The organism is Vibrio sp. 1CM7H (assembly GCF_023161645.1).
GTDB lineage: Bacteria > Pseudomonadota > Gammaproteobacteria > Enterobacterales > Vibrionaceae > Vibrio > Vibrio diabolicus.
The window spans coordinates 18,677-40,433 of record NZ_JALNTV010000012.1 but is presented as its reverse complement, the minus strand read 5'-3'; the positions used below and the strand labels follow the sequence as shown (position 1 = coordinate 40,433).

General features: G+C 46.5%; 19 protein-coding genes. 14 read left to right on the top strand and 5 right to left on the bottom strand.

Annotated elements, in window-relative coordinates; all coding sequences use genetic code 11:
* The first annotated feature begins 80 nt into the window (after positions 1-80).
* Complete coding sequence (locus tag MSG33_RS21955; RefSeq protein ID WP_074190085.1) at positions 81-1,463, top strand: MATE family efflux transporter; 1,383 nt, start codon at positions 81-83, stop codon at positions 1,461-1,463.
* A gap of 94 nt (positions 1,464-1,557) precedes the next feature.
* On the opposite strand, the gene pfkA is transcribed toward MSG33_RS21955, so the two are convergent.
* The 3 genes from pfkA to MSG33_RS21940 form a co-directional block, all read right to left on the bottom strand.
* Entirely contained in the window at positions 1,558-2,520 is a 963-nt protein-coding gene (gene pfkA / locus MSG33_RS21950) for a 6-phosphofructokinase (RefSeq protein ID WP_048626679.1), read from the bottom strand.
* A 284-nt stretch (positions 2,521-2,804) separates the two neighbouring features.
* Complete coding sequence (gene fieF / locus MSG33_RS21945; protein WP_005397530.1) at positions 2,805-3,713, bottom strand: CDF family cation-efflux transporter FieF; 909 nt, start codon at positions 3,711-3,713, stop codon at positions 2,805-2,807.
* Between the two features lie 111 nt (positions 3,714-3,824).
* On the bottom strand, positions 3,825-4,337 hold the full coding sequence (locus MSG33_RS21940) for a CpxP family protein (protein WP_248382117.1): 513 nt from the start codon (positions 4,335-4,337) through the stop codon (positions 3,825-3,827).
* Between the two features lie 190 nt (positions 4,338-4,527).
* Here MSG33_RS21940 and MSG33_RS21935 point away from each other — a divergent pair, with 190 nt between their 5' ends.
* The 4 genes from MSG33_RS21935 to trmL all read left to right on the top strand — a co-directional run bounded on the left by MSG33_RS21935 (position 4,528) and on the right by trmL (position 8,012).
* The gene (locus MSG33_RS21935) at positions 4,528-5,217 is read left to right on the top strand and encodes a response regulator (protein WP_005397534.1); all 690 of its coding nucleotides are present in this window, start codon (positions 4,528-4,530) and stop codon (positions 5,215-5,217) included.
* Complete coding sequence (gene cpxA / locus MSG33_RS21930) at positions 5,217-6,611, top strand: envelope stress sensor histidine kinase CpxA (protein WP_047010255.1); 1,395 nt, start codon at positions 5,217-5,219, stop codon at positions 6,609-6,611. Before MSG33_RS21935 ends, cpxA begins: the two co-directional genes overlap by 1 nt.
* 176 nt (positions 6,612-6,787) lie before the next feature.
* Positions 6,788-7,396 (top strand): superoxide dismutase, encoded by a 609-nt coding sequence (locus tag MSG33_RS21925; RefSeq protein ID WP_005397537.1) that lies wholly within the window; start codon positions 6,788-6,790, stop codon positions 7,394-7,396.
* A 136-nt stretch (positions 7,397-7,532) separates the two neighbouring features.
* On the top strand, positions 7,533-8,012 hold the full coding sequence (trmL, locus tag MSG33_RS21920; RefSeq protein WP_005382381.1) for a tRNA (uridine(34)/cytosine(34)/5-carboxymethylaminomethyluridine(34)-2'-O)-methyltransferase TrmL: 480 nt from the start codon (positions 7,533-7,535) through the stop codon (positions 8,010-8,012).
* Positions 8,013-8,081: 69 nt separating this feature from the next.
* On the opposite strand, the gene MSG33_RS21915 is transcribed toward trmL, so the two are convergent.
* A complete protein-coding gene (locus MSG33_RS21915) occupies positions 8,082-8,600 on the bottom strand; it encodes an FxsA family protein (protein WP_109170183.1) in 519 nt (172 codons plus the stop codon).
* A 430-nt stretch (positions 8,601-9,030) separates the two neighbouring features.
* Here MSG33_RS21915 and aspA point away from each other — a divergent pair, with 430 nt between their 5' ends.
* The 4 genes from aspA to MSG33_RS21895 all read left to right on the top strand — a co-directional run bounded on the left by aspA (position 9,031) and on the right by MSG33_RS21895 (position 14,762).
* Positions 9,031-10,482, top strand: a complete 1,452-nt coding sequence (aspA, locus tag MSG33_RS21910; protein ID WP_005397540.1) for an aspartate ammonia-lyase — start codon at positions 9,031-9,033, stop codon at positions 10,480-10,482.
* A 175-nt stretch (positions 10,483-10,657) separates the two neighbouring features.
* The gene (locus MSG33_RS21905; RefSeq protein WP_248382116.1) at positions 10,658-11,965 is read left to right on the top strand and encodes an anaerobic C4-dicarboxylate transporter; all 1,308 of its coding nucleotides are present in this window, start codon (positions 10,658-10,660) and stop codon (positions 11,963-11,965) included.
* A 161-nt stretch (positions 11,966-12,126) separates the two neighbouring features.
* The gene (locus tag MSG33_RS21900; RefSeq protein WP_248382114.1) at positions 12,127-13,938 is read left to right on the top strand and encodes a protein-disulfide reductase DsbD; all 1,812 of its coding nucleotides are present in this window, start codon (positions 12,127-12,129) and stop codon (positions 13,936-13,938) included.
* Between the two features lie 194 nt (positions 13,939-14,132).
* A complete protein-coding gene (locus MSG33_RS21895) occupies positions 14,133-14,762 on the top strand; it encodes a response regulator transcription factor (protein WP_005397542.1) in 630 nt (209 codons plus the stop codon).
* Positions 14,763-14,764: 2 nt separating this feature from the next.
* On the opposite strand, the gene MSG33_RS21890 is transcribed toward MSG33_RS21895, so the two are convergent.
* Entirely contained in the window at positions 14,765-16,510 is a 1,746-nt protein-coding gene (locus tag MSG33_RS21890; RefSeq protein ID WP_248382112.1) for a potassium/proton antiporter, read from the bottom strand.
* Positions 16,511-17,030: 520 nt separating this feature from the next.
* Here MSG33_RS21890 and MSG33_RS21885 point away from each other — a divergent pair.
* The 5 genes from MSG33_RS21885 to MSG33_RS21865 all read left to right on the top strand — a co-directional run bounded on the left by MSG33_RS21885 (position 17,031) and on the right by MSG33_RS21865 (position 21,754).
* Positions 17,031-17,294 (top strand): DUF4212 domain-containing protein, encoded by a 264-nt coding sequence (locus MSG33_RS21885; RefSeq protein ID WP_005397548.1) that lies wholly within the window; start codon positions 17,031-17,033, stop codon positions 17,292-17,294.
* A gap of 12 nt (positions 17,295-17,306) precedes the next feature.
* Positions 17,307-19,034: a sodium:solute symporter family protein gene (locus MSG33_RS21880; protein WP_005397550.1), complete on the top strand. Its 1,728-nt coding sequence runs from the start codon at positions 17,307-17,309 to the stop codon at positions 19,032-19,034.
* 256 nt (positions 19,035-19,290) lie between these two features.
* On the top strand, positions 19,291-19,773 hold the full coding sequence (locus MSG33_RS21875) for a hypothetical protein (RefSeq protein ID WP_012841321.1): 483 nt from the start codon (positions 19,291-19,293) through the stop codon (positions 19,771-19,773).
* 200 nt (positions 19,774-19,973) lie between these two features.
* A complete protein-coding gene (locus MSG33_RS21870) occupies positions 19,974-20,351 on the top strand; it encodes a hypothetical protein (protein ID WP_005382370.1) in 378 nt (125 codons plus the stop codon).
* Positions 20,352-20,368: 17 nt separating this feature from the next.
* Positions 20,369-21,754, top strand: a complete 1,386-nt coding sequence (locus MSG33_RS21865; protein ID WP_248382110.1) for a class II fumarate hydratase — start codon at positions 20,369-20,371, stop codon at positions 21,752-21,754.
* Positions 21,755-21,757: the final 3 nt, after the last annotated feature.

Sequence of the window (21,757 nt, the reverse complement as noted above, 5' to 3'; positions counted from 1 at the left end):
GTTTGCGTTCGAAATGCTCACTCGCCCGGCATCTCGCTTTCTTGTATCCTTGCAGTTTGCTCACCACATAGTTGTCATACATGCAGGAAAATAACAAGCTGGAACCCCAAGCGACCGATAAGCATGGTTTGTTGACCGCACCTATTCCTGAAACGCTGCGGAAAATGACCGTCCCCATGACCATGGGCATGATCGCGATTTTGATGTTTAACTTGGTGGACACGTTTTTTATCTCGTTGCTTGGTACTCAAGCGCTAGCGGCGATCAGCTATACCTTCCCTGTAACCTTTGCGGTTAACTGCATCACGATGGGGATAGGGATGGGTCTATCGACCAATATTGGTCGCTTACTTGGACAAGGTCACGCCCCACAAGCCGCTCGGTTTACCACTCACGGTTTGTTATTAGCGGTGTTACTCGTGGCTATCGCCTCTTCGATTGGCTTTGCCACCATTGCACCACTGTTCCGCTTTCTTGGCGCAGCCGACGACCTAATTCCACTCATCGAAGAGTACATGCAGGTGTGGTATCTCACCATTCCATTGTTGGTGATCCCGATGGCAGGCAACAGTGCGATACGAGCATCTGGGGATACAAAAACACCCGCCAAAATCATGATGTTGGCAGGCTTGATTAACGGCATGCTCGATCCACTGCTGATCTTCGGACTTGGCCCATTCCCCGAGCTTGGTATCCAAGGTGCGGCAATAGCCAGTGCTTTTAGCTGGTTAGGTGCACTATGTGGCTCATTCTATGTGCTAGTTAAACGCGAAAAGTTGCTCGCTCAACCCCAATGGTCCTTACTGAAACAAGATTGGCAGCAAACGTTAAAAATCGGCACTCCTGCCGCACTGTCGAACGCGATGAATCCATTGTCGGGCGCAATTTTGATGATGCTTTTATCCAACCACGGTACGGCAGCAGTTGCGGCTTACGGTGCGGCGCAGCGTATTGAGTCTATTTTGATCCTAGTCTTGATGTCTCTGACCTCAGCACTCACGCCATTCATGGCACAAAACTTAGGGGCGAAAAACCCTCAACGCGCCTTTTCCGGCTTATTTATCAGCATGCGTTTTGCGGTGGTGTTCCAAGGGTTTATCTTCTTGATGATGGTGCCATTGAGTATTCCTCTAGCGGCATTGTTCTCGCAGGAAGAAGCAGTTAAAAATCTGCTGTGGCATTACCTGCTTGTGGTGCCGTTCAGTTATGGTTTTCAAGGCATTGTGATGATGTTAATCAGTGGGTTGAATGCGATGCACAAACCATTACGAGCATTCCAATGGAGCTTTATGCGTTTGTTTGTGTTTACCCTGCCATCGGCATGGATCGGAAGCCAAATTTACAGTATTGAAGGCTTGTTTATAGGTATCGCAGTGGGGAATACGTTAGGTGGCCTACTTGGCTATATGTTTGCACTGCGCGAACGTAAATTGACGCTCATTGAACAGAGCAGCGCTTCGTAAGATTTTGTCCGATGCGTCAGCTTCCTTTTGCTGATACTCAAATACAAAAAAACCGCGGAAAGCCGCGGTTTTTCTTTATCTATTTCAAACTTGCTTAGAACAGTTCTTCAGCAACTTTGTATAGATCGTTGCGTACTGGACGCTTCATGTTTTCGATCGCGTCGATGATGTCGTGGTGAACAAGTTGCTCTTTCACGATACCTACACAGCGACCGCCATGACCTTCAAGCAGTAGGTGAACAGCGTAGTTACCCATGCGAGATGCTAGAACGCGGTCAAATGCCGTTGGACGACCACCACGTTGAATGTGACCAAGTACTGTTGCACGAGTTTCACGACCTGTCGCCGCTTCGATGTCACGAGCCAGTTCATTGGCATCCATCATTAGCTCAGTCAACGCGATGATTGCGTGTTTCTTACCTTTTGCGATGCCGTCTTGGATGTTGCTGATCAGCTTGTCTTTGTCTAGGCCAGTTTCTGGAGTGATGATGTACTCACAACCACCCGCGATTGCAGACATCAGAGTTAGGTCACCACAGTGACGACCCATGATTTCTACAATTGAAATACGTTGGTGAGATGAAGAAGTATCACGTAGACGGTCGATCGCATCGATAACTGTGTTTAGTGCACTTAGGTAGCCCACTGTGTAGTCAGTACCAGCGATATCGTTGTCGATTGTGCCTGGCAGACCGATACATGGGTAACCCATCTCAGTCAGTTTCTTCGCACCCATGTACGAACCGTCACCACCGATCACGACTAGCGCATCGATACCATGTTTTTTCAGGTTCTCAATCGCTTTTTCACGCACTTCCACTTCTTTAAATTCAGGGAAACGTGCAGAACCTAGGAACGTACCACCTTTGTTGATCACATCTGAAACGCTAGAACGATCTAGCTTCTCGATGCGGCCTTCGTATAGGCCTAGGTAGCCGTCGTACACACCGAATACTTCCAATCCCTCGGATAGTGCTGTACGTACTACGCCGCGTATCGCCGCGTTCATACCAGGTGCGTCACCGCCACTTGTTAAAACACCGATCTTCTTAATCATGCTCACCCTCGATCTTTGGCAATCAATTATTTAATTTTCTTTTAGGCCCCTTGTTACCAAGCAACCTGCATAATCCAGAACTGTGCGTTATGTTACATTTCCTCTACAGGATTACCAATGAAAACGCACTTTTTTATGTAACTTTTCTACTTATGTAAGAGTATTACAGTTTCTCTATGAAACTTTGTTGATTCACATCAGGATCACGAATCTTAATAAGTATTGATGGAAAGATAGTCAATAAGTGCCTGTTTGTCGTCAGGCACTTATTGATTTTTCGAGCCCTACCAATCTTGCGCTTTTTGCTCTTTCTCTGGCCCAAAAACGACAGACAATGGATCTTGATGGATCAAAACATCCGCATCAGGAAACAAAGCTAAAAGGTTTTCCTCAACTTTATCGGCAATATAGTGCGCTTCGATTAAACGTAAGTTATCGTCTAGCTCCAAGTGCAACTGAATAAAGCGTGTCGGCCCTGACATACGGGTACGCAGTTGATGAACCCCAAGAACCCCTTTCACATTCAAACATTCATTGCGGATTTGCTCCAATTCGGAATCCGGCAGCTTTCGGTCTAATAACGTCTGAATCGCTTCGCTGACCATTTTGAAGGCGCTGTAAAGAATGAAGACACCAATGCCAATCGCAAACACCGCATCCGCTTGCGTCACGCCAAAGTAGCTGAGTCCCAGAGCCACCATGATCGCAGCGTTCATATACAAATCAGTCTGATAATGCAGAGAATCCGCCGCGATTGCTTGGCTCCCTGTCACGCGCACCACATGTTTTTGGAACATCACCAAGCCAAGTGTGACCACAATCGCAAACAGCGATACATAAACACCGAGCTCCGGCGCATGCAGTGCGTGTGGACGGAAAAATCGGTCAATCCCGTTCAGGATCAAAAATACCGCCGACCCCGAAATAAACATCGCCTGAGCCAAGGCCGCTAGAGACTCAGCTTTACCATGCCCAAACGTATGTTCGCGGTCTGCTGGTTGTAAGGCATAACGGACAACAACGAGATTTACCACCGACGCGGCGATATCCAACATTGAGTCGATCAGTGATGCCAATAGGCTAACTGAGCCGGTTACCCACCATGTGATGACTTTTACAATCAAGAGAAGAGTCGCCACAATAGTTGCAGTCCAAGCTGCGGTCGTCACTAAACGTGCATATTGCTGTTTCATAATCAAAGAGTTAACTCAAACCATACGTTGAGTATATTGAATGCCCATGAAATAACCAGATCAAAAAGAGGCAATCAATGGCTGCCTCTTTATATAACATCAATTCATGACTTAATTATTGCGGTATTTTTCCATGCGCTTATGCATTCTATCGCCACACTCTTGCATGCGTTCATTTTGTAGCTCAACAAATTTCGCTTTCTGCTCAGGTGTTAATACGCTCAGCATTTGGTGCTTTCTTTCTAGCATTTGCACACGATGCTCAGTTTGGCGTTCAACCATTTCTTTTGCTAATGCGGTCGCTTGTGCTTCATCAAAACTATCCGCTAGTAAGAGTGACTGCATTTTTGCATGGTGTGCTTGTCGCTCAGCCATACGAGCTTCGCGATTTTCAGAATATTTGCCTTTCATCTGTGCGCGGTTTGCTTCACGGAAAGACTTAAGCTGATCTTTTTGAGCATCCGTCAAACTCAAATCACGCATAATGCCGCGGTCCATTCCCATGCCACATTCATCACGCGGGCCTTGATGATGGTTTTTACCACCGTAAGCGAATGCGCTTGCTGCGCCGAGAGTAAGAGGTAGAACAACAGCAGCTAACACAAGTTTTTTTGCAGATTTCATAATTTGATTCCTTACACAGGTGAGTGATTCTTCTGAGCTGTTCTCACAGCGCTTGAGTATAGAATACGACGCACTAGGTAAAGCGACGTATAGGGAGCGTAAAGAATCGTAAAGAGTGATTTTTACCCTCTTCGCAGCACATCATTCCAATGTAATATTAAGCTATCGGTAACTTACTATAGGTGCCCCCATGGCAAACATTCTTTTAATTGATGACGATATCGAGCTAACCAGCTTATTAAAAGAAGTACTCAGTTTCGAAGGATTTGACGTCAGCGAAGCAAATGATGGCGAAGCAGGCTTAGCTGCGGTCAATGATAAGATTGATTTGATTTTGTTGGATGTCATGATGCCGAAGCTAAATGGCATGGAAACCCTTAAACGCTTGCGTGAAAACTGGGAAACTCCTGTCTTGATGCTGACCGCTAAAGGGGAAGAAATTGACCGCGTGATCGGTTTAGAGCTAGGCGCGGATGATTATTTACCGAAACCTTTTAGTGACCGTGAACTGTTAGCACGTATCCGTGCGATCTTACGCCGTACCAGCAGCACACAGAAAAACACCAAAAACAGCGATTGCATTGAGTATCAAGAGCTCCGTCTTTACCCAGGTAAACAAGAAGCATACTGCGATCAACAGTTGCTCGATCTCACAGCAACCGAGTTTGCTCTGTTGACCCACTTTGTGCAAAACCCAGGACAAGTGCTAACTAAAGAAACATTGAGCTTAGATGTGCTTGGTAAACGACTCGCCGCTTTTGATCGCGCGATCGATATGCATGTTTCGAACTTACGTAAAAAATTACCAGATCAGAGCAATGGCAAGCCGCGAATCAAAACCCTGCGTGGTCGTGGCTATATGCTGCTTGAGGAGGATTAATGCGCCTATCACGCATCAAACTGCCAAACATCAATAGCTTGTATGGGCGCATCTTTGCCATTTTTTGGTTCACTATGTTATTGGTGTTGATAGCTGTGCTATCACTGCCACATTTGGACCCTCGCAAAGCTCGCGACATTCCAGAAGAGCACTATAAACGTATGGTAGAAACGCGTGACGCAATCCAACAAAAATACAGTCAGCAAACTGATTTAGGTCGAATACTATTTCGTATCGAGGGTAACCGTCACGGTAAGCATGACCCTCGTCCGCGCGTATTTTTTTCTGACTACAGCGGTAATGTTCTTACGACAGAAAAACGCAGTAACTTCCAATTGCGTGCCATGCAAAACTTTGTCACCAGTATCGAAGATTACAACCAGCCAAAGCAGAAACTGTATGGTCGATACATGATTGCAGGTCCAATCCCAATTACTTTGGCTGGCTCCGATATCTTGATGTATGTGGGCTTCAAGTGGAATGAGCCACCACCACTACTCTTGCGTCTGTTTGATCACCCATTCCAGCTATTGCTCGCGGTCATGCTGGTTAGTACACCACTGCTGTTATGGCTTGCTTGGGCATTGAGTCAGCCAGCGCGTCGTCTTGAAGCCGCCGCTCAACGTGTCGCGAAAGGCGAATTTGTCACAGACCCAAATTTAGAAAAAGGCACAGCAGAGTTTCGTCAGGCTGGCAGCAGCTTCAACCAGATGGTCGAGGCGGTCAATCAGATGATTTCAGGACAGCAACGCCTGCTATCCGACATCTCTCACGAGTTACGCTCACCTTTAACTCGCCTACGTATGGCGAGCGCATTAGCGACGCGTAAGCAGGGTGAAAGCCCAGAACTGACTCGTATCGATACCGAAGCGCAGCGCTTGGAACAGATGATCAGCGAATTGCTTGAACTGTCTCGCATGCAGGCGAACAGCCATATGACTCGCGAAACGCAGCCACTGGAAAGTTTGTGGGAAGAGATCATTAAAGATGCGCAGTTTGAAGCTGAGCAAATGGGTAAGCACCTACACTATTCTGAACTGCCAAAACGAAGTATCTCCGGCAATCCTAAACTGCTGATGAGTGCGGTGGAAAACATCGTTCGTAACGCCATTTATTACGGGAAAGATGAGGTGCAAATAGACATCAAGGCCGATGATGATACGCTGCATATCACGGTTGATGACAATGGCGAGGGCGTTCCAGAAGAAGAATTAGCCGCGATTTTTCGCCCGTTTTATCGCGTTTCGACTGCCCGCGATCGCCACTCCGGCGGCACGGGTCTCGGCCTAACCATTACCGAAAGTGCCATCCGCCAGCACAGTGGAACGATCGTCGCCAGTCGAAGTCCGTTAGGCGGATTGCGTATGAGTATCACCTTACCTATCAATCGTTAACTTCAAGCCGATGAGCTAACAGTAAGCCACACCCTATTTCTAGAGTGAGAGATTCACGGCTTCATCTTCACTTTAGAAATTGGATGGGAACGCCTTCGAATACCCTTACAAAGATCAAAGTTGATAATAATTATCGTTAGCATTAAAGTAAATTTTCCAATTAAGGAGGATTTACTATGTCACATACATTTCCCGCTCTGCCTTACCCGTACGATTCACTAGAGCCGTACATCGACGCGAAAACCATGGAAGTGCACTACAGCAAACATCACAAGACTTATTTCGATAAGTTCGTAAGTGCCGTTGAAGGGAGCGAGCTCGAAACTCAGTCGCTAGACGAGATCTTTGACAATATCTCTAAGCTCAGCCCTGCAGTGCGTAATAATGGCGGCGGCTACTACAACCACATCATTTATTGGAATTGCATGTCTCCAAACGGTGGCGGTGAGCCTCAAGGCGCACTTGCTCAGGCAATTAACGATAAATTTGGTAGCTTTGCGCAATTTAAAGAAGCGTTTGCCCAAGCCGCGATTAATACCTTTGGGTCTGGCTTTGCATGGCTGATCGTAAAAGATGGTGAGATTCACATTACGTCCACCAGCAATCAAGATAACCCTCTGATGGACGTAGTGGATGTACGCGGCGAGCCAATTCTCGCTCTTGACGTGTGGGAGCACGCGTATTACATCAGCTACCAAAACCGTCGTCCAGAATACATTGACGCATGGTGGAACGTCGTCAACTGGCGAGCGGTTGAAGAAAATTACGCTCACGCTCTATTATAAAGAGCATCGATACTTACGGTATTAACGTCCGCGCTAATGCCTGCTTTCATACCCAGGTCAATCTTGCTGAATCTCGCATATCTTGGTGACTTGGGTATATACTGCCCCTCTATTTGACCAACTCTATTTCAATACCATGTTTGATATCGCTTTATACGAACCAGAAATCGCGCCGAACACCGGCAACATCATTCGACTTTGTGCCAACTGCGGTGCAAACCTTCACTTAATTGAACCTCTGGGTTTCGATCTTGAAGAGAAGAAAGTCCGCCGCGCTGGTTTGGATTACCATGATTTAGCTCGCGTAACGCGTCATAAGAACTATCAAGCATTCTTAGAATATTTAGAGAAAGAGAAACAAGGTAACTACCGATTGTTTGCCTGCACCACCAAAACCACAGGTCACCACGTTGATGCACAATACCAAGCAGGTGACGTATTGATGTTTGGTCCAGAAACTCGTGGCTTGCCTGCTGAAATCATCGATAGCTTGCCAATGGAGCAGCGTATCCGCATTCCAATGATGCCAGATGCGCGTAGCCTAAACCTTTCGAACGCCGTTGCGATCATTGCTTTTGAAGCATGGCGTCAAATGGGATTTGAAGGCGCGTTGTAAGCCCCACGAATTCCAAACACAAAAAAGGGCGCTCGTGCGCCCTTTTGTTTTCTTTACTCTCTGACTCAATCAGTTGAGCTTGTTGCGATCATCATCGTCTTTACGCTCGTATTCCCCTTCAAAGGTATTGCCATCTTCTGACTGGGAATTAAATGGGTCACGGCGAAACGGGTCTTGCTCAAATGGCCCTTGGTTAGAGAAACCACCTTGGAAGCCACCACCATGCATGGTTTTCACCACCATTTTACTCATCAAGTATTTGGCAATCGCGGCGCGTGGCGCAGGAAGCAACACCAGCATACCAAGAGCATCGGTCATAAAGCCCGGTGTTAACAGCAGCACGCCAGCCACCGCTAGCATTACGCCTTCAAAAATTTGCTGGGCTGGAATTTCACCTTGTTCCAGACGCCCCTGCACAGACATCAGAGTTTGGATGCCTTGGCTGCGCACCAACGATGCACCGACAAATGCCGTGATTAATACTAATGCGATAGTCGGCCACAAACCTAAAAAGCCGCCCACCTGAATAAATAAGCCGATTTCAATGATCGGGACAAAAATAAACGCCAATAATAAGATAGGAAACACACGCCCTCCTTTGTTTAATTCAGTGTAATGGTAAAAGCGGACTAAGCTCAAACGAATCGTTGTAAAAAAGCGTGTTCATACTGGTCTCTTCCTACGCAGAAAAAGCAGTAGTGGAGTGTTTCATTCAATTGCATACCGATTTTTTCGTGCTTTTAAAGTGCTAATTTCGAACTCTAAAAACCCATATTTGTCGAGGAAAATCGAGTACCCATAAAGGGTTATTAATAACCCGTTCATACTTTGCAAATTATTGACTCATGAAAAACGAAAAAGGTGATCTAGTTACTATTTTTATGCGCTAGGTGCAGTATCATGTGCCACATAAGTCAGGACGGATTTTCCAGCCAAAAATTCTGATGAATGGATTCTAGATTGCAGAAATGGCTAATAAATAACTTTATTATCAGAATTATCATCTAAGGATCCTGCTATGGCTACCCTATCTGATGCTCCAAAAACAGCAAACCCAGCCACTCGTATTGAAGAAGATCTATTAGGTCAACGTCATGTCCCTGCAGATGCGTACTACGGTATTCATACGCTACGTGCGATCGAGAACTTCAACATCTCTAATATGACCATCTCTGACGTACCAGAATTTGTACGCGGTATGGTAATGACCAAAAAAGCAGCGGCGTTGGCAAACAAAGAACTTGGTGCGATTCCAAAAGACGTTGCAAACTACATCATCGAAGCGTGTGATTTGATCCTAGAAACTGGCAAGTGCATGGATCAGTTCCCATCAGACGTATTCCAAGGTGGTGCGGGCACTTCAGTGAACATGAACACGAACGAAGTGATCGCAAACGTTGCGCTTGAGCTAATGGGTAAAGAGAAAGGTCAATACGAATTTGTTAACCCAAATGACCACGTAAACAAGAGCCAATCAACCAACTGTGCGTACCCAACGGGTTTCCGTATCGCGGTTTACAACAGCGTACACAAACTAATGGAAGCAATTGAGTACCTAAAAGGCGCATTCGAACTTAAAGCAATTGAGTTTAAAGATGTACTGAAAATGGGTCGTACTCAGCTACAAGACGCGGTACCAATGACTGTAGGTCAAGAGTTCCACGCTTGGGCAGTAACACTAAACGAAGAGATTCGTGCTCTAGATTACACCTCTAAACTACTCCTAGAAATCAACCTAGGCGCAACCGCAATCGGTACAGGTCTAAATACACCGACTGGCTACCAAGCTCTTGCAGTAAAACACCTAGCGGAAGTAACAGGTCTTGACGTTGTTGCGGCAGAAGACCTTATCGAAGCGACTTCTGACTGTGGCGCATACGTAATGACGCACAGTGCACTAAAACGTCTAGCGGTGAAACTATCGAAGATCTGTAACGACCTTCGTCTACTTTCTTCTGGCCCTCGCGCAGGTCTAAATGAGTTAAACCTACCTGAAATGCAAGCAGGTTCTTCAATCATGCCAGCAAAAGTAAACCCAGTTATCCCAGAAGTAGTAAACCAAGTTTGCTTTAAAGTTCTAGGTAACGACAACACGGTTTCTTTCGCAGCAGAAGGCGGTCAGCTACAGCTAAACGTAATGGAACCAGTTATCGCACAAAGCATGTTTGAGTCTATCTCTCTACTACACAATGCGTGTGTGAACCTACGTGATAAATGTATCGACGGCATCACAGTCAATAAAGAGACTTGTGAAAACTACGTTTACAACTCAATCGGTATCGTCACTTACCTAAACCCATACATCGGCCACCACGAAGGTGACATCGTAGGTAAGATTTGTGCGGAAACCGGTAAGAGTGTTCGCGAAGTTGTGCTAGAGCGCGGTCTGCTAACCGCAGAAGAGCTTGATGAAATCTTGTCAGTAGAAAACTTCATGCATCCAACTTACAAAGCGAAACGCTACGAGTAATAACTAATTCGAAGGGGGCCACTCAGGCCCCTTTTTTAGGCTCTCATACGGTTAACCACATTTTTTATATGCTTTTATTGCCATTAGGCCACTGGGTTCTAATTCTCTGAGCATTTACTCCTGTTCCTGAGTGTTCAAAAAATCAGAATCAAATAAAAACTAAAGAGGTATCAATATGGTCATGGTCGAACTCTTCGTGGTTCTGCTCTTCATCTATTTGGGGGCTAGAATCGGCGGTATCGGCATTGGTTTTGCCGGTGGTGCTGGGGTCATTGCGTTGTCTTTGATCTTGGGCGTACCAACAAGCCAAGCTTACATTCCCGTTGACGTAATTTTAATCATCATGTCGGTCATCACGGCCATCGCAGCAATGCAAGTGGCTGGTGGTTTAGACTGGATGGTGCAAGTTGCTGAAAACTTTTTGCGCAAGCATCCTGAGCGCATCACCTTTTATGCGCCTATCGTAACTTACCTAATGACATTAATGGCGGGTACTGGCCACACGGCATTCTCTACTTTGCCAGTAATTGCAGAAGTCGCGAAAGGTCAAGGTGTGCGCCCTTCTCGTCCTCTGTCTATTGCGGTTGTCGCATCGCAAATCGCGATCACTGCCTCGCCAATCTCAGCGGCTGTTGTAGCGTTTGCGGCAATGTTGCATCCGTTTGGTGTGGATTACCTAACGCTACTTGCGATCTGTATTCCAACCACGTTCATCGCTTGTATGATCGGTGCATTCGTTGCGAACTTCATGGGCTGTGAGCTAAAAGACGATCCTGAATACCAAGAGCGTCTAGAGAAAGGCCTAATCAAGCTAAACACTGAAACAAAACGTGAAATCCTACCAACGGCGAAAAAAGCGACGTTCATCTTCCTTGGCGCTATCGCTTTCGTCGTGTGCTACGCAGCGGCTATCTCTGGTTCAGTGGGTCTAATCGAGAACCCAGCACTGGGTCGTAACGAAGCAATCATGACAGTCATGCTGGCAGCAGCCGCGGCGATCGTAATGAGCTGTAAAATTGATGCTGGCAAAATTCCAGCCGCAGCAACATTCCGCTCTGGTATGACAGCGTGTGTGTGTGTTCTTGGTGTGGCATGGTTAGGTTCTACGTTCGTTAACGCGCACGTTGACGGCATCAAAGAAGTCGCTGGAGCACTACTAGCAGACTACCCATGGATGCTAGCGCTTGTTCTATTCTTCGCGTCTATGCTGCTTTACTCGCAAGGTGCAACCACGGTTGCGCTGATGCCAGCAGCACTTGCTATCGGTGTGGCACCACTAACCGCCGTTGCATCTTTCGCAGCAGTAAGTGCGCTATTCGTACTGCCAACTTACCCAACGCTTCTAGCAGCGGTTGAGATGGACGACACGGGTTCAACGCGTATCGGTAAGTACGTATTCAACCACCCATTCTTTGTACCTGGTGTGGTAACCATTGCTTCTGCGGTAGCACTTGGCTTCGCATTCGGTGGTCTACTGATCTAGTAGAAACAGAGTCTTACTCGGGGAGCTTCGGCTCCCTTTTTTATTGCCTGTTGTCTTGATTTATGCTCAATAAATCTTCATTTTCATGAAACTTATTGACTCGCCTCCGGGTCTGATTGAGTTACACTAACGGCAATTATCTAAGATGAATTGACTCTTTTATGCGCGCATTACTTTCCGTTTTACTCTTAGGGCTCATTACCTTTTCCACTCCGTCTTTAGCTTTATTTGGCAAAGACCAGTTTACCAATAGCCAGAACAACAGTTTTGGTAGCAGCAGCGACAGCTTTGTTCCGGTCGATCAGGCATTTCCGTTTAATTTCTACCAGCAAGACGACAAATTGATGCTCGATTGGCAGGTACGCGATGGTTATTACCTGTATCAAGAGCGTTTATCTGTGTCTGGTGAGAACATCTCACTGGGCGAACTGCAAATGGAAAACGGCACGCCACATAAAGATGAATTCTTTGGTGATGTGCATATCTATACCACACCACTATTTGTCAATATCCCAATGAGTAATTGGCAAGAGGGCGCACGTGTCATTGTGCAATATCAAGGCTGTGCGAAAGCGGGCTTCTGCTACCCACCAGAAACGCGTGAGATTCCAATCAGCGCGTTTTCTTCATCCAATTCCGACACCGTAGCACCGACTGCCAAGGCACCAGCGACAGAACAAGCACAGCCAACAACAAAATCAACCACCACTTCAGTACCAGTCAGTGAGCAAGATAGCTTAGCCGCGAATCTAGCCGACAAGTGGTGGACGCCGTTGTTGTTTTTGGCACTTGGTGTGGGTCTAGCATTTACCCCTTGTGTACTGCCGATGTATCCCATTCTCACCAGCATCGTGCTTGGTAGCGGCAAACTGAGCCAACGTCGTGCGCTTGGTTTGTCATTTATTTACGTACAAGGCATGGCGCTGACTTACACGCTGCTCGGCCTTGTAGTGGCGTCTGCGGGTATGCAGTTCCAAGCGGCGATGCAACACCCTTATGTGCTGATTGGTTTGAGTGTACTGTTCATTGCATTAGCTATGTCGATGTTTGGTCTGTACTCATTGCAGTTACCAAGCAGCGTGCAAACGTGGCTGAATAACTTAAGTAACAAGCAGCAAGGTGGTAGCAGTGCTGGCGTGTTTGCAATGGGGGCAATATCTGGCTTGGTTTGTTCTCCGTGTACTACCGCCCCACTCTCTGGTGCGCTGCTTTACGTCGCACAAAGTGGCGACTTACTCACCGGTGGGGTCGCCCTTTACGCGCTGGCGATGGGCATGGGTATTCCGTTGATCCTTGTAGCGGTATTTGGCAACAAGTTGCTACCAAAAGCCGGCGGTTGGATGGACCGCGTGAAAACGCTGTTCGGCTTTATTCTGCTTGCTGCGCCTATCTTCTTGTTGGAACGCATCATGCCAGAAATGTGGTCAACAATTCTGTGGTCAACACTGGGCATCGCTGCCTTTGGTTGGCTGTATCATGTGAAAAACAGCTTGGAGTTTGGTGGCTGGAAACAAAGCGCCGTTGGCATCATCGCCGTATTGGGTTTGCTCGCGTCAGCACAGCCAGTATTAAATTACTGGTTTGGTAATAACGCAACGCAAGCTCAACAAACTTCCGTAAGCTTTACACGCATTGCCAATGTTGCAGAGTTGGAAGAACAACTAGCGCTAGCCAAAGCAGTTGGCAAACCTGTGATGCTCGACTTCTACGCCGATTGGTGTGTGGCGTGTAAAGAGTTTGAAAAGTACACCTTCCATGATCCAAACGTCGAAGCCAAGCTAAAAGACTTTGTTCTTTTGCAAGCTGATGTAACCAAGAACCAAGTGCAAGATATTGAGTTACTCAAACACATGAACGTACTTGGCTTGCCAACCATCGAGTTCTGGGATGCGAATGGCGAGCACATTTCAAACGCACGTTTAACCGGCTTTATGCAAGCCGAGCCTTTCTTAGAGCACATCCAACAATTCTGATCATCAGATATTCAAACGCCAGTGATGACCACTGGCGTTTTTTATTACCCAGATTTGAATGAGAAAATTGCGCTTATATGCAATTTTCCTAATAAAAGTCGATTTGGTTCAGACTTTTAGCGAATAAATATTGTCCACTCTCTCAAAGCTGGACAATAATAAATTTAACGAAATAGTCAAAAGTGTTTAACGTCATGGATTCGACCTACACCATCATCATTGCAGATGATCACCCACTCTTCCGTAATGCCTTGTTTCAATCTATCCACATGGCAATCAGTGGGGCAAATTTGCTTGAAGCGGACTCACTCGACGCACTACTGGCTTTGTTAGAGCGAGAAGAAGAGCCAGATTTGGTGCTATTGGATCTCAAAATGCCAGGAGCAAATGGTATGTCTGGCTTGATTCACTTGCGAGCAGAACACCCAGACTTACCAATCGTCGTCGTCTCGGCTAGTGAAGAGCCAGCGATCGTGACACAAGTGAAAAGCCATGGTGCGTTTGGTTTTATTCCGAAATCGAGCGATATGCGCGAATTGGTGAATGCGCTCAATCAAGTGCTCAATGGCGACCCGTATTTTCCTGAAGGGCTGATCACCAATAACGCGGCATGTAATGACTTAGCGGAGAAGATTGCTGCGCTAACGCCACAGCAATATAAGGTGTTGGGGATGTTGTCAGATGGCTTACTGAACAAGCAAATCGCCTACGAATTGAATGTTTCAGAAGCCACCATCAAAGCGCATATGACGGCGATTTTCCGCAAGCTCGGCGTAAAAAACCGCACACAAGCCGTCATCATGCTAACGGAGATGAACGACTAGGTTCACTCCTCGTCAGCGAGCAGGCTTTGCTCGCTTGGCAAACGGATACCCACTTTGGTGACTTGTTGGTCAACGACATCGGCAATGATCCATTGCAAGCCTTGCCACTCGAATTGGTCCCCTAACACTGGTGTAGTCCCCAATTGTTCTTCTACAAGGTTTCTTAAGCTTTTATCGAGTGACTCATCGCCCAAGTTCAGGCCATACATCATCGCGATATCGGCAAGGTTCACTTCAATATCTAGGAAGAAATCACCAAAGAATCGTGCCAATGACGCTTTCTCAGGCGCTTCACTAAATAGCAAGCTCAGAGAATCCAAATCCTTTTCTTGCGCCAACACACACAAGGTATCGTCTTCTTCGAGGCGCGTGCTGCCTGACGGATGCAATAACGCCTTATTGCGAAATACTGCGGCGATGCGCGTTCCATCCGGCATCGAAAGACTACGCAATGGTTCACCAATACACCATTTATCCGCTTTAAGCTTATAGATAAATAGCTCCCACTCACTGGTAGGGTAAATCTCCACACCAGTGCGTGAAATTGGCTCAGGTTTAGAAGGCAGCTCTACCTTCGCCAGAGACATCGCTTTAGTCAATGTGCCGCCTTGCACAATCAAAGAGACCATTACCACGAAAAACGCCAAATTGAAGTACAACTGCGCATCTGGCAATCCTGCCATCATTGGAAATACCGCCAGAATGATTGGGACAGCACCGCGCAAGCCCACCCAAGAAACAAACCACTTTTCACGTGGTGTGAAACTCTTGAATGGCAGTAAACCGATCCAAACCGAGATTGGACGGGCAAATAAAATCATCCCAAAGGCCAACGCCAAACCAGGCAACGCAATAGAAAGCAAGTTGGAAGGCGTAACCAATAAACCAAGCACGAGGAACATACCGATTTGAGCTAGCCACGTCATGCCATCTAGAACATGAAGAATGGAATGGCGGCTACGTGTTGGACGATTACCTAACAGTAAACCAACCAGATAAATTGACAGAATACCGCTGCCACCTAATGCATTAGATAAAGCGAAAATCAGCAATCCACCACTGACGGTTAAAATCGAATATAAGCCATCCGGCAGTTGATTACGATTGATGACCTTCCACAAAATCCAGCCACCAGCAAAACCGAGTAAAGCACCAATACCAAACTGCTTAAGAAAACTGAGCGCCAAAAAGCCCACACTCAAATCTGCATCTGGGTTCGCTAAAATAGCAATCAGAGTAACAGTCAGAAACACCGCCATAGGGTCATTGGTGCCAGATTCAATTTCCAGCGTTGAGCCAACACGTTCGTTAAGACTACGACCTTTGAGTAGAGAAAAAACCGCGGCAGCATCTGTGGAGCCGACAATCGCACCAACTAATATACCTTGCAGCAAGTCTAAGTCGAATAACCACGTTGCCATCAGCCCGGTCAAAATAGTGGTGATCGCAACCCCAAACGTTGCCAAGGACACCGAAGGCCATAACGCCACCCTAAAGCTGGCAACCCGTGTTCTCATACCACCATCGAGCAAAATGATGGCTAATGCGAGGTTACTGACCAAGTAAGCGATCGAAAAATTATCAAATAAAATACCGCCTAAACCGTCTTCCCCCGCCAGCATTCCAACGGCTAAAAATACCAAAAGAATTGGGATTCCCAACTTAGAGGAAACTGGGCTTAAAAGAACGCTAAGTGCGATTAACAACGCACCTATAAGAAAAAAACTGTTAATGGTGTCTGCGTCCATTCTCACCCTCCCTTAATGAAAAACGATATGCTTGTGATGAGCTAAGGCGACTTCGTTAATAAGTTAATGCCTTAATCTGCCTCCTCCTTAAACCGTCCCAAAGCGCGAGGTTGTACGAGAATGACTCAGTTATATTACTTTATTGTGCGCTAAAACGGTGATTTGGTACGAAAACTTTATGTAAATAAATTACTTGTGAATTTTTCACGCCAATTTTTTCGCTGATTGATAAAAAGAAGAACGCAGAATGTTTCTGTTAAGGATCGCTAAAATCAATGAAGAAAAAATTAATCACGTCTCTTATTCGTGCTTTTTATCATTTTTCTCCTTAGACCTTTGGCTAATTTAACAGCTTTTTAACATTAACAAATAACCCTAACTCTTCTCTAAGCGCCCATATCACGGGAGTTTTTTATTTTTTATACCCCGACTAAAGTTGAAAAGAGTTCTTGCCAACACCTTGCTAATGTACATGTTGAAACATTTTTTTAACAACAATACCAATCGTAAGGAGACGGCAATGGCATTTGAAAGCGAAGAAAGAGCCAAAGCCTATTGGGACAAAAACGTGAAGCTCATGATTGGCCTTATGGTCATCTGGTTCGTAGTGTCTTTCGGCTGCGGCATTTTATTTGTCGACGTACTTAATCAATTTCAATTAGGTGGATACAAACTTGGTTTCTGGTTTGCTCAGCAAGGCTCCATCTACACCTTCCTAGGTATTATTTTCTATTACGCATGGAAGATGCGCCAAATCGACCGTGAATTCGGCGTAGATGAGTAAGGAGTAACTCAGATGGATTTGAAAACTATTACCTACTTGGTTGTTGGTGCAACCTTCGTCCTCTACATCGGTATTGCGATCTGGGCGCGTGCGGGGTCAACCAAAGAGTTCTATGTCGCTGGTGGCGGGGTCAACCCAATCGCTAACGGTATGGCAACCGCTGCTGACTGGATGTCGGCGGCATCGTTCATCTCAATGGCGGGTCTGATTGCCTTTATGGGTTACGGCGGCTCCGTATTCCTAATGGGTTGGACTGGCGGTTACGTACTGCTTGCGCTACTACTCGCCCCTTATCTACGTAAGTTTGGTAAGTTTACGGTGCCAGAGTTTGTTGGTGAACGCTTCTACTCGAACACGGCACGTATCGTGGCGGTTATCTGTCTTATCATCGCATCGGTCACTTATGTTATCGGCCAGATGAAAGGCGTTGGCGTTGCCTTCGGTCGCTTCCTAGAAGTTGATTACTCAACAGGCCTACTGATTGGTATGTGTATCGTATTCATGTACGCCGTACTTGGCGGTATGAAAGGCATCACTTACACGCAGATTGCTCAATATTGCGTACTCATTCTTGCTTACACTATCCCTGCAATCTTTATCTCTCTGCAACTTACAGGTAACCCGCTACCTCAGATTGGCCTCGGGAGTACCATTCAAGGCACCGATGTTTATCTGCTCGATAGGCTCGACCAAGTGGTGACCGAACTCGGCTTTAGTGAGTACACCACACAGGTTCGCGGTAGCACACTAAACATGTTCGTTTACACCATGTCATTGATGATCGGTACTGCGGGTCTACCACACGTTATCATCCGTTTCTTTACGGTACCTAAGGTACGTGATGCGCGTACTTCTGCTGGCTGGGCACTTGTGTTCATCGCGATTCTATACACAACAGCGCCAGCAGTTTCAGCAATGGCTCGTCTAAACCTAATGGATACCGTTAACCCAGCTCCGGGCCAACACCTTGCGTATGATGAGCGCCCTGATTGGTTCAAAAACTGGGAAACAACAGGTCTATTAGGCTTTGATGATAAGAATGGCGATGGCCTGATCGAGTACACCTCAAACCCTGACACCAATGAATTGCGAGTTGACCGTGACATCATGGTACTAGCAAACCCAGAAATCGCTAAGTTACCAAACTGGGTCATTGCACTCGTTGCCGCTGGTGGTCTCGCTGCAGCACTATCCACAGCTGCAGGTCTGTTGCTCGCTATTTCGTCGGCAATTTCCCATGACTTAATCAAAGGGGTTATAAATCCGAACATATCCGAGAAGAAGGAGCTGCTTGCCAGCCGAATCTCGATGGCGGTGGCAATCGCAGCCGCAGGCTATCTCGGATTGAATCCTCCTGGCTTTGCAGCTGGTACGGTGGCGCTCGCCTTTGGTCTTGCTGCATCATCCATCTTCCCTGCGTTGATGATGGGTATCTTCAGTAAAGGCATCAATAAAGAAGGCGCAATCGCCGGTATGATTGCCGGTATCAGTATCACACTGTTCTACGTATTCCAGCACAAAGGCATCCTATTCGTTGCTGACTGGAAATATCTAGAAAGCTGGGGAACCAACTGGTTCCTAGGTATTGAGCCAAACGCGTTTGGTGCTATCGGCGCCCTATTTAACTTCATCGTGGCATTCGCGGTATCGAAAGTTACAGCGGAAACACCTCAAGAAGTTAAAGATCTTGTTGAACACGTTCGTGTCCCTGTTGGTGCAGGCGATGCCGTGGATCACTAAAATATAACGCAAGCCACAAAAGCCCCACTTGGGGCTTTTTTATTCACCTAACTTATTCTAATAATTAGATTCCCTGAGCCGTAGCAAGGAAGCACACGAATGGCATTGGTTATATGTTCGGGGAACGCAGAAACAATCGTTTAGAACAAGGCAAAGATTGCAGCAAGCTAGTTGCTCTACCTTCAAAATCATTAACGAAGTTATTAATGATTTTAGCCAGTTAAAATGAACAGATAATTGATGGAATTAGTATTTTATGTTCAAAAACAAGCACTTTATTCTCGCTCTGCTGATTGCGCCGATTCTTTCTTTGATCGCCTACTTCGGCACCGATATGGCACTCAGCGAGAAACCCCACGCGGCACAAGAAGGGGAAACTTACAAACTCGCGAGTAAGTCTAACTGTCGTTACACCAGTGGACTGTGTGACATGGAAAATGGCGACTTTAAAGTGAAGTTTCGCTCAGAACAGCTCACGAAAAATGGCTTAGAATTGTCACTCAATGCCGCCTATCCACTCGAAGGGGTCAAAGTTTCCATCGTTAATGACGAAGAGAAAAATGCTCAGCCGATTGATATGAAGCCCGCCGATCAGGCTGGAAAAAGTTGGTACATTACCTTACCAAGACCAGCATCCGCAGAAAGTTGGTTAAGAGTCGTCATTCAATCTGGAGGTACACTTTATTACGGCGAAACACAAACCGCGTTTGTGAAGTACGAAACCTTATTTACAGAGTAATGGCCACAGATAAAGACACCGATATCCAAAACGTCGATACCTCATTGTCACCTCAGGACTAAATAATTCCCTCTCTGCCGACGCTTTTACGTCGGCTTTTGTTTCGTAATGCTTTCTTTGCAAACCTCTTACTCTGAAAATGGTTGCCAACGCGCCACTTAATTGATAATAATTATCATTACATTAAATGAGAGGTGGTTATGGACAACAAACGGGACATCTTCAACGCATTTTTTAAAGCACAAGATAGATTCCTTCTCGCCGCACCACACGGCTTTGAGCCAGACGTGATTCATGACTATATTCATTGGGGAATGGTGTTGTCTTCCTGCTATGAACACGATGCCGATGAAGAAAATCTATTGTTGTGTGAGCTGTTTTTGCGTCAGGTTTATTTCCATCTACTAGACGCAATTCAAGACTCCACTCGCAGTCGCATCTTCCGTCGTGTCTGTCTCGATTCTATCCATACGCCATTATTTTGCCTCAAACGCTATTACTATCAGTTTGAACAAGGCGACGTGAAATTTCTCGCATTACAACAACAATTACGCCTGATTCAAATCTCACTCGATTAACCAAAAGGATCCCTACTATGAACACCGAATTCCGCATAGAAACTGACAGTATGGGCGAAGTGAAAGTCCCAGAAGATGCACTCTACCAAGCCCAAACTCAGCGCGCCGTCGATAACTTCTCATTCAGTCAACATAAGATGCCATCTGGCTTCATCCAAGCGTTGGCACACATCAAGCAGACTGCGGCACTCACCAACGCACAATTGGGGCTGCTTGAAGGTGATATCGCTAATGCGATTGCTGACGCAGCTCAGGCGATTATCGAGGGCAATCATATTGAGCAATTTCCAATTGACGTATTTCAAACCGGTTCAGGCACCAGCTCAAATATGAATGCGAATGAAGTGATTGCAACACTGGCCTCCCAGCATCTAGGCGGTACCGTCAGTCCTAATGATCACGTCAACATGGGACAAAGCAGTAACGATGTGGTGCCAACCGCAATTCAAGTTAGCGCAGCATTAGCCATTGAAAAACAGCTCTTTCCGGCCTTGTCACACCTCAGCCAAGCACTACATTCTAAGCAGCAAGCACTGAAAGATGTTGTAAAAACCGGGCGCACTCACTTAATGGACGCGATGCCTATAACCTTTGCTCAAGAGCTTGGCGGTTGGCAGTTCCAAATCGACCATGCTAAGCAAGCGATTGAGCAAGCACTGCCAGCGGTAAAAGCCTTAGCCCAAGGTGGTACGGCGGTTGGCACAGGGATCAATGCCGATCCACGCTTTGCGGACTTATTCGCTAGCAACCTGACACAATCGACTCGTATTCAGTTCACAGCCAGTGATAATTTCTTTTTCAATTTAAGCAGCCAAGATGCGATCGTCGCCCTATCGGGACAGCTCAAAACAGCAGCAGTTGCGATCATGAAGATCGCAAACGATCTTCGCTGGATGAACTCAGGCCCATTGGCTGGTTTAGGTGAGATTGAATTACAAGGCTTGCAACCGGGTTCTTCCATCATGCCTGGCAAAGTAAATCCTGTGATCCCAGAAGCCGCAGCTATGGCCTCAGCGCAAGTCATTGGTAATGACACCACGATTACCGTCGCGGGCCAAGCAGGCAACTTCCAACTAAACGTCATGCTACCTGTCATTGCTCATAACGTATTGGAGAGCATCGAGTTGCTCGCTAACAGCGCAACCGCTTTAGCCGATAAGGCCATTGCAACATTTGAAGTTCGTCAAGATAACTTGGATATAGCGCTCGCCAAAAACCCAATTTTGGTCACGGCCCTCAACCCGGTCATTGGCTACCTGAAAGCGGCAGAAGTCGCGAAAAAAGCCTATAAGCAGGGGCGTGCGATTATTGATGTCGCAGAAGAAGAAACCGATTTAGATAGAGCAACGCTAGAACGATTGCTTAATCCAGCGAAGCTAACCCAAGGCGGCGTCGCGGAATAAGCG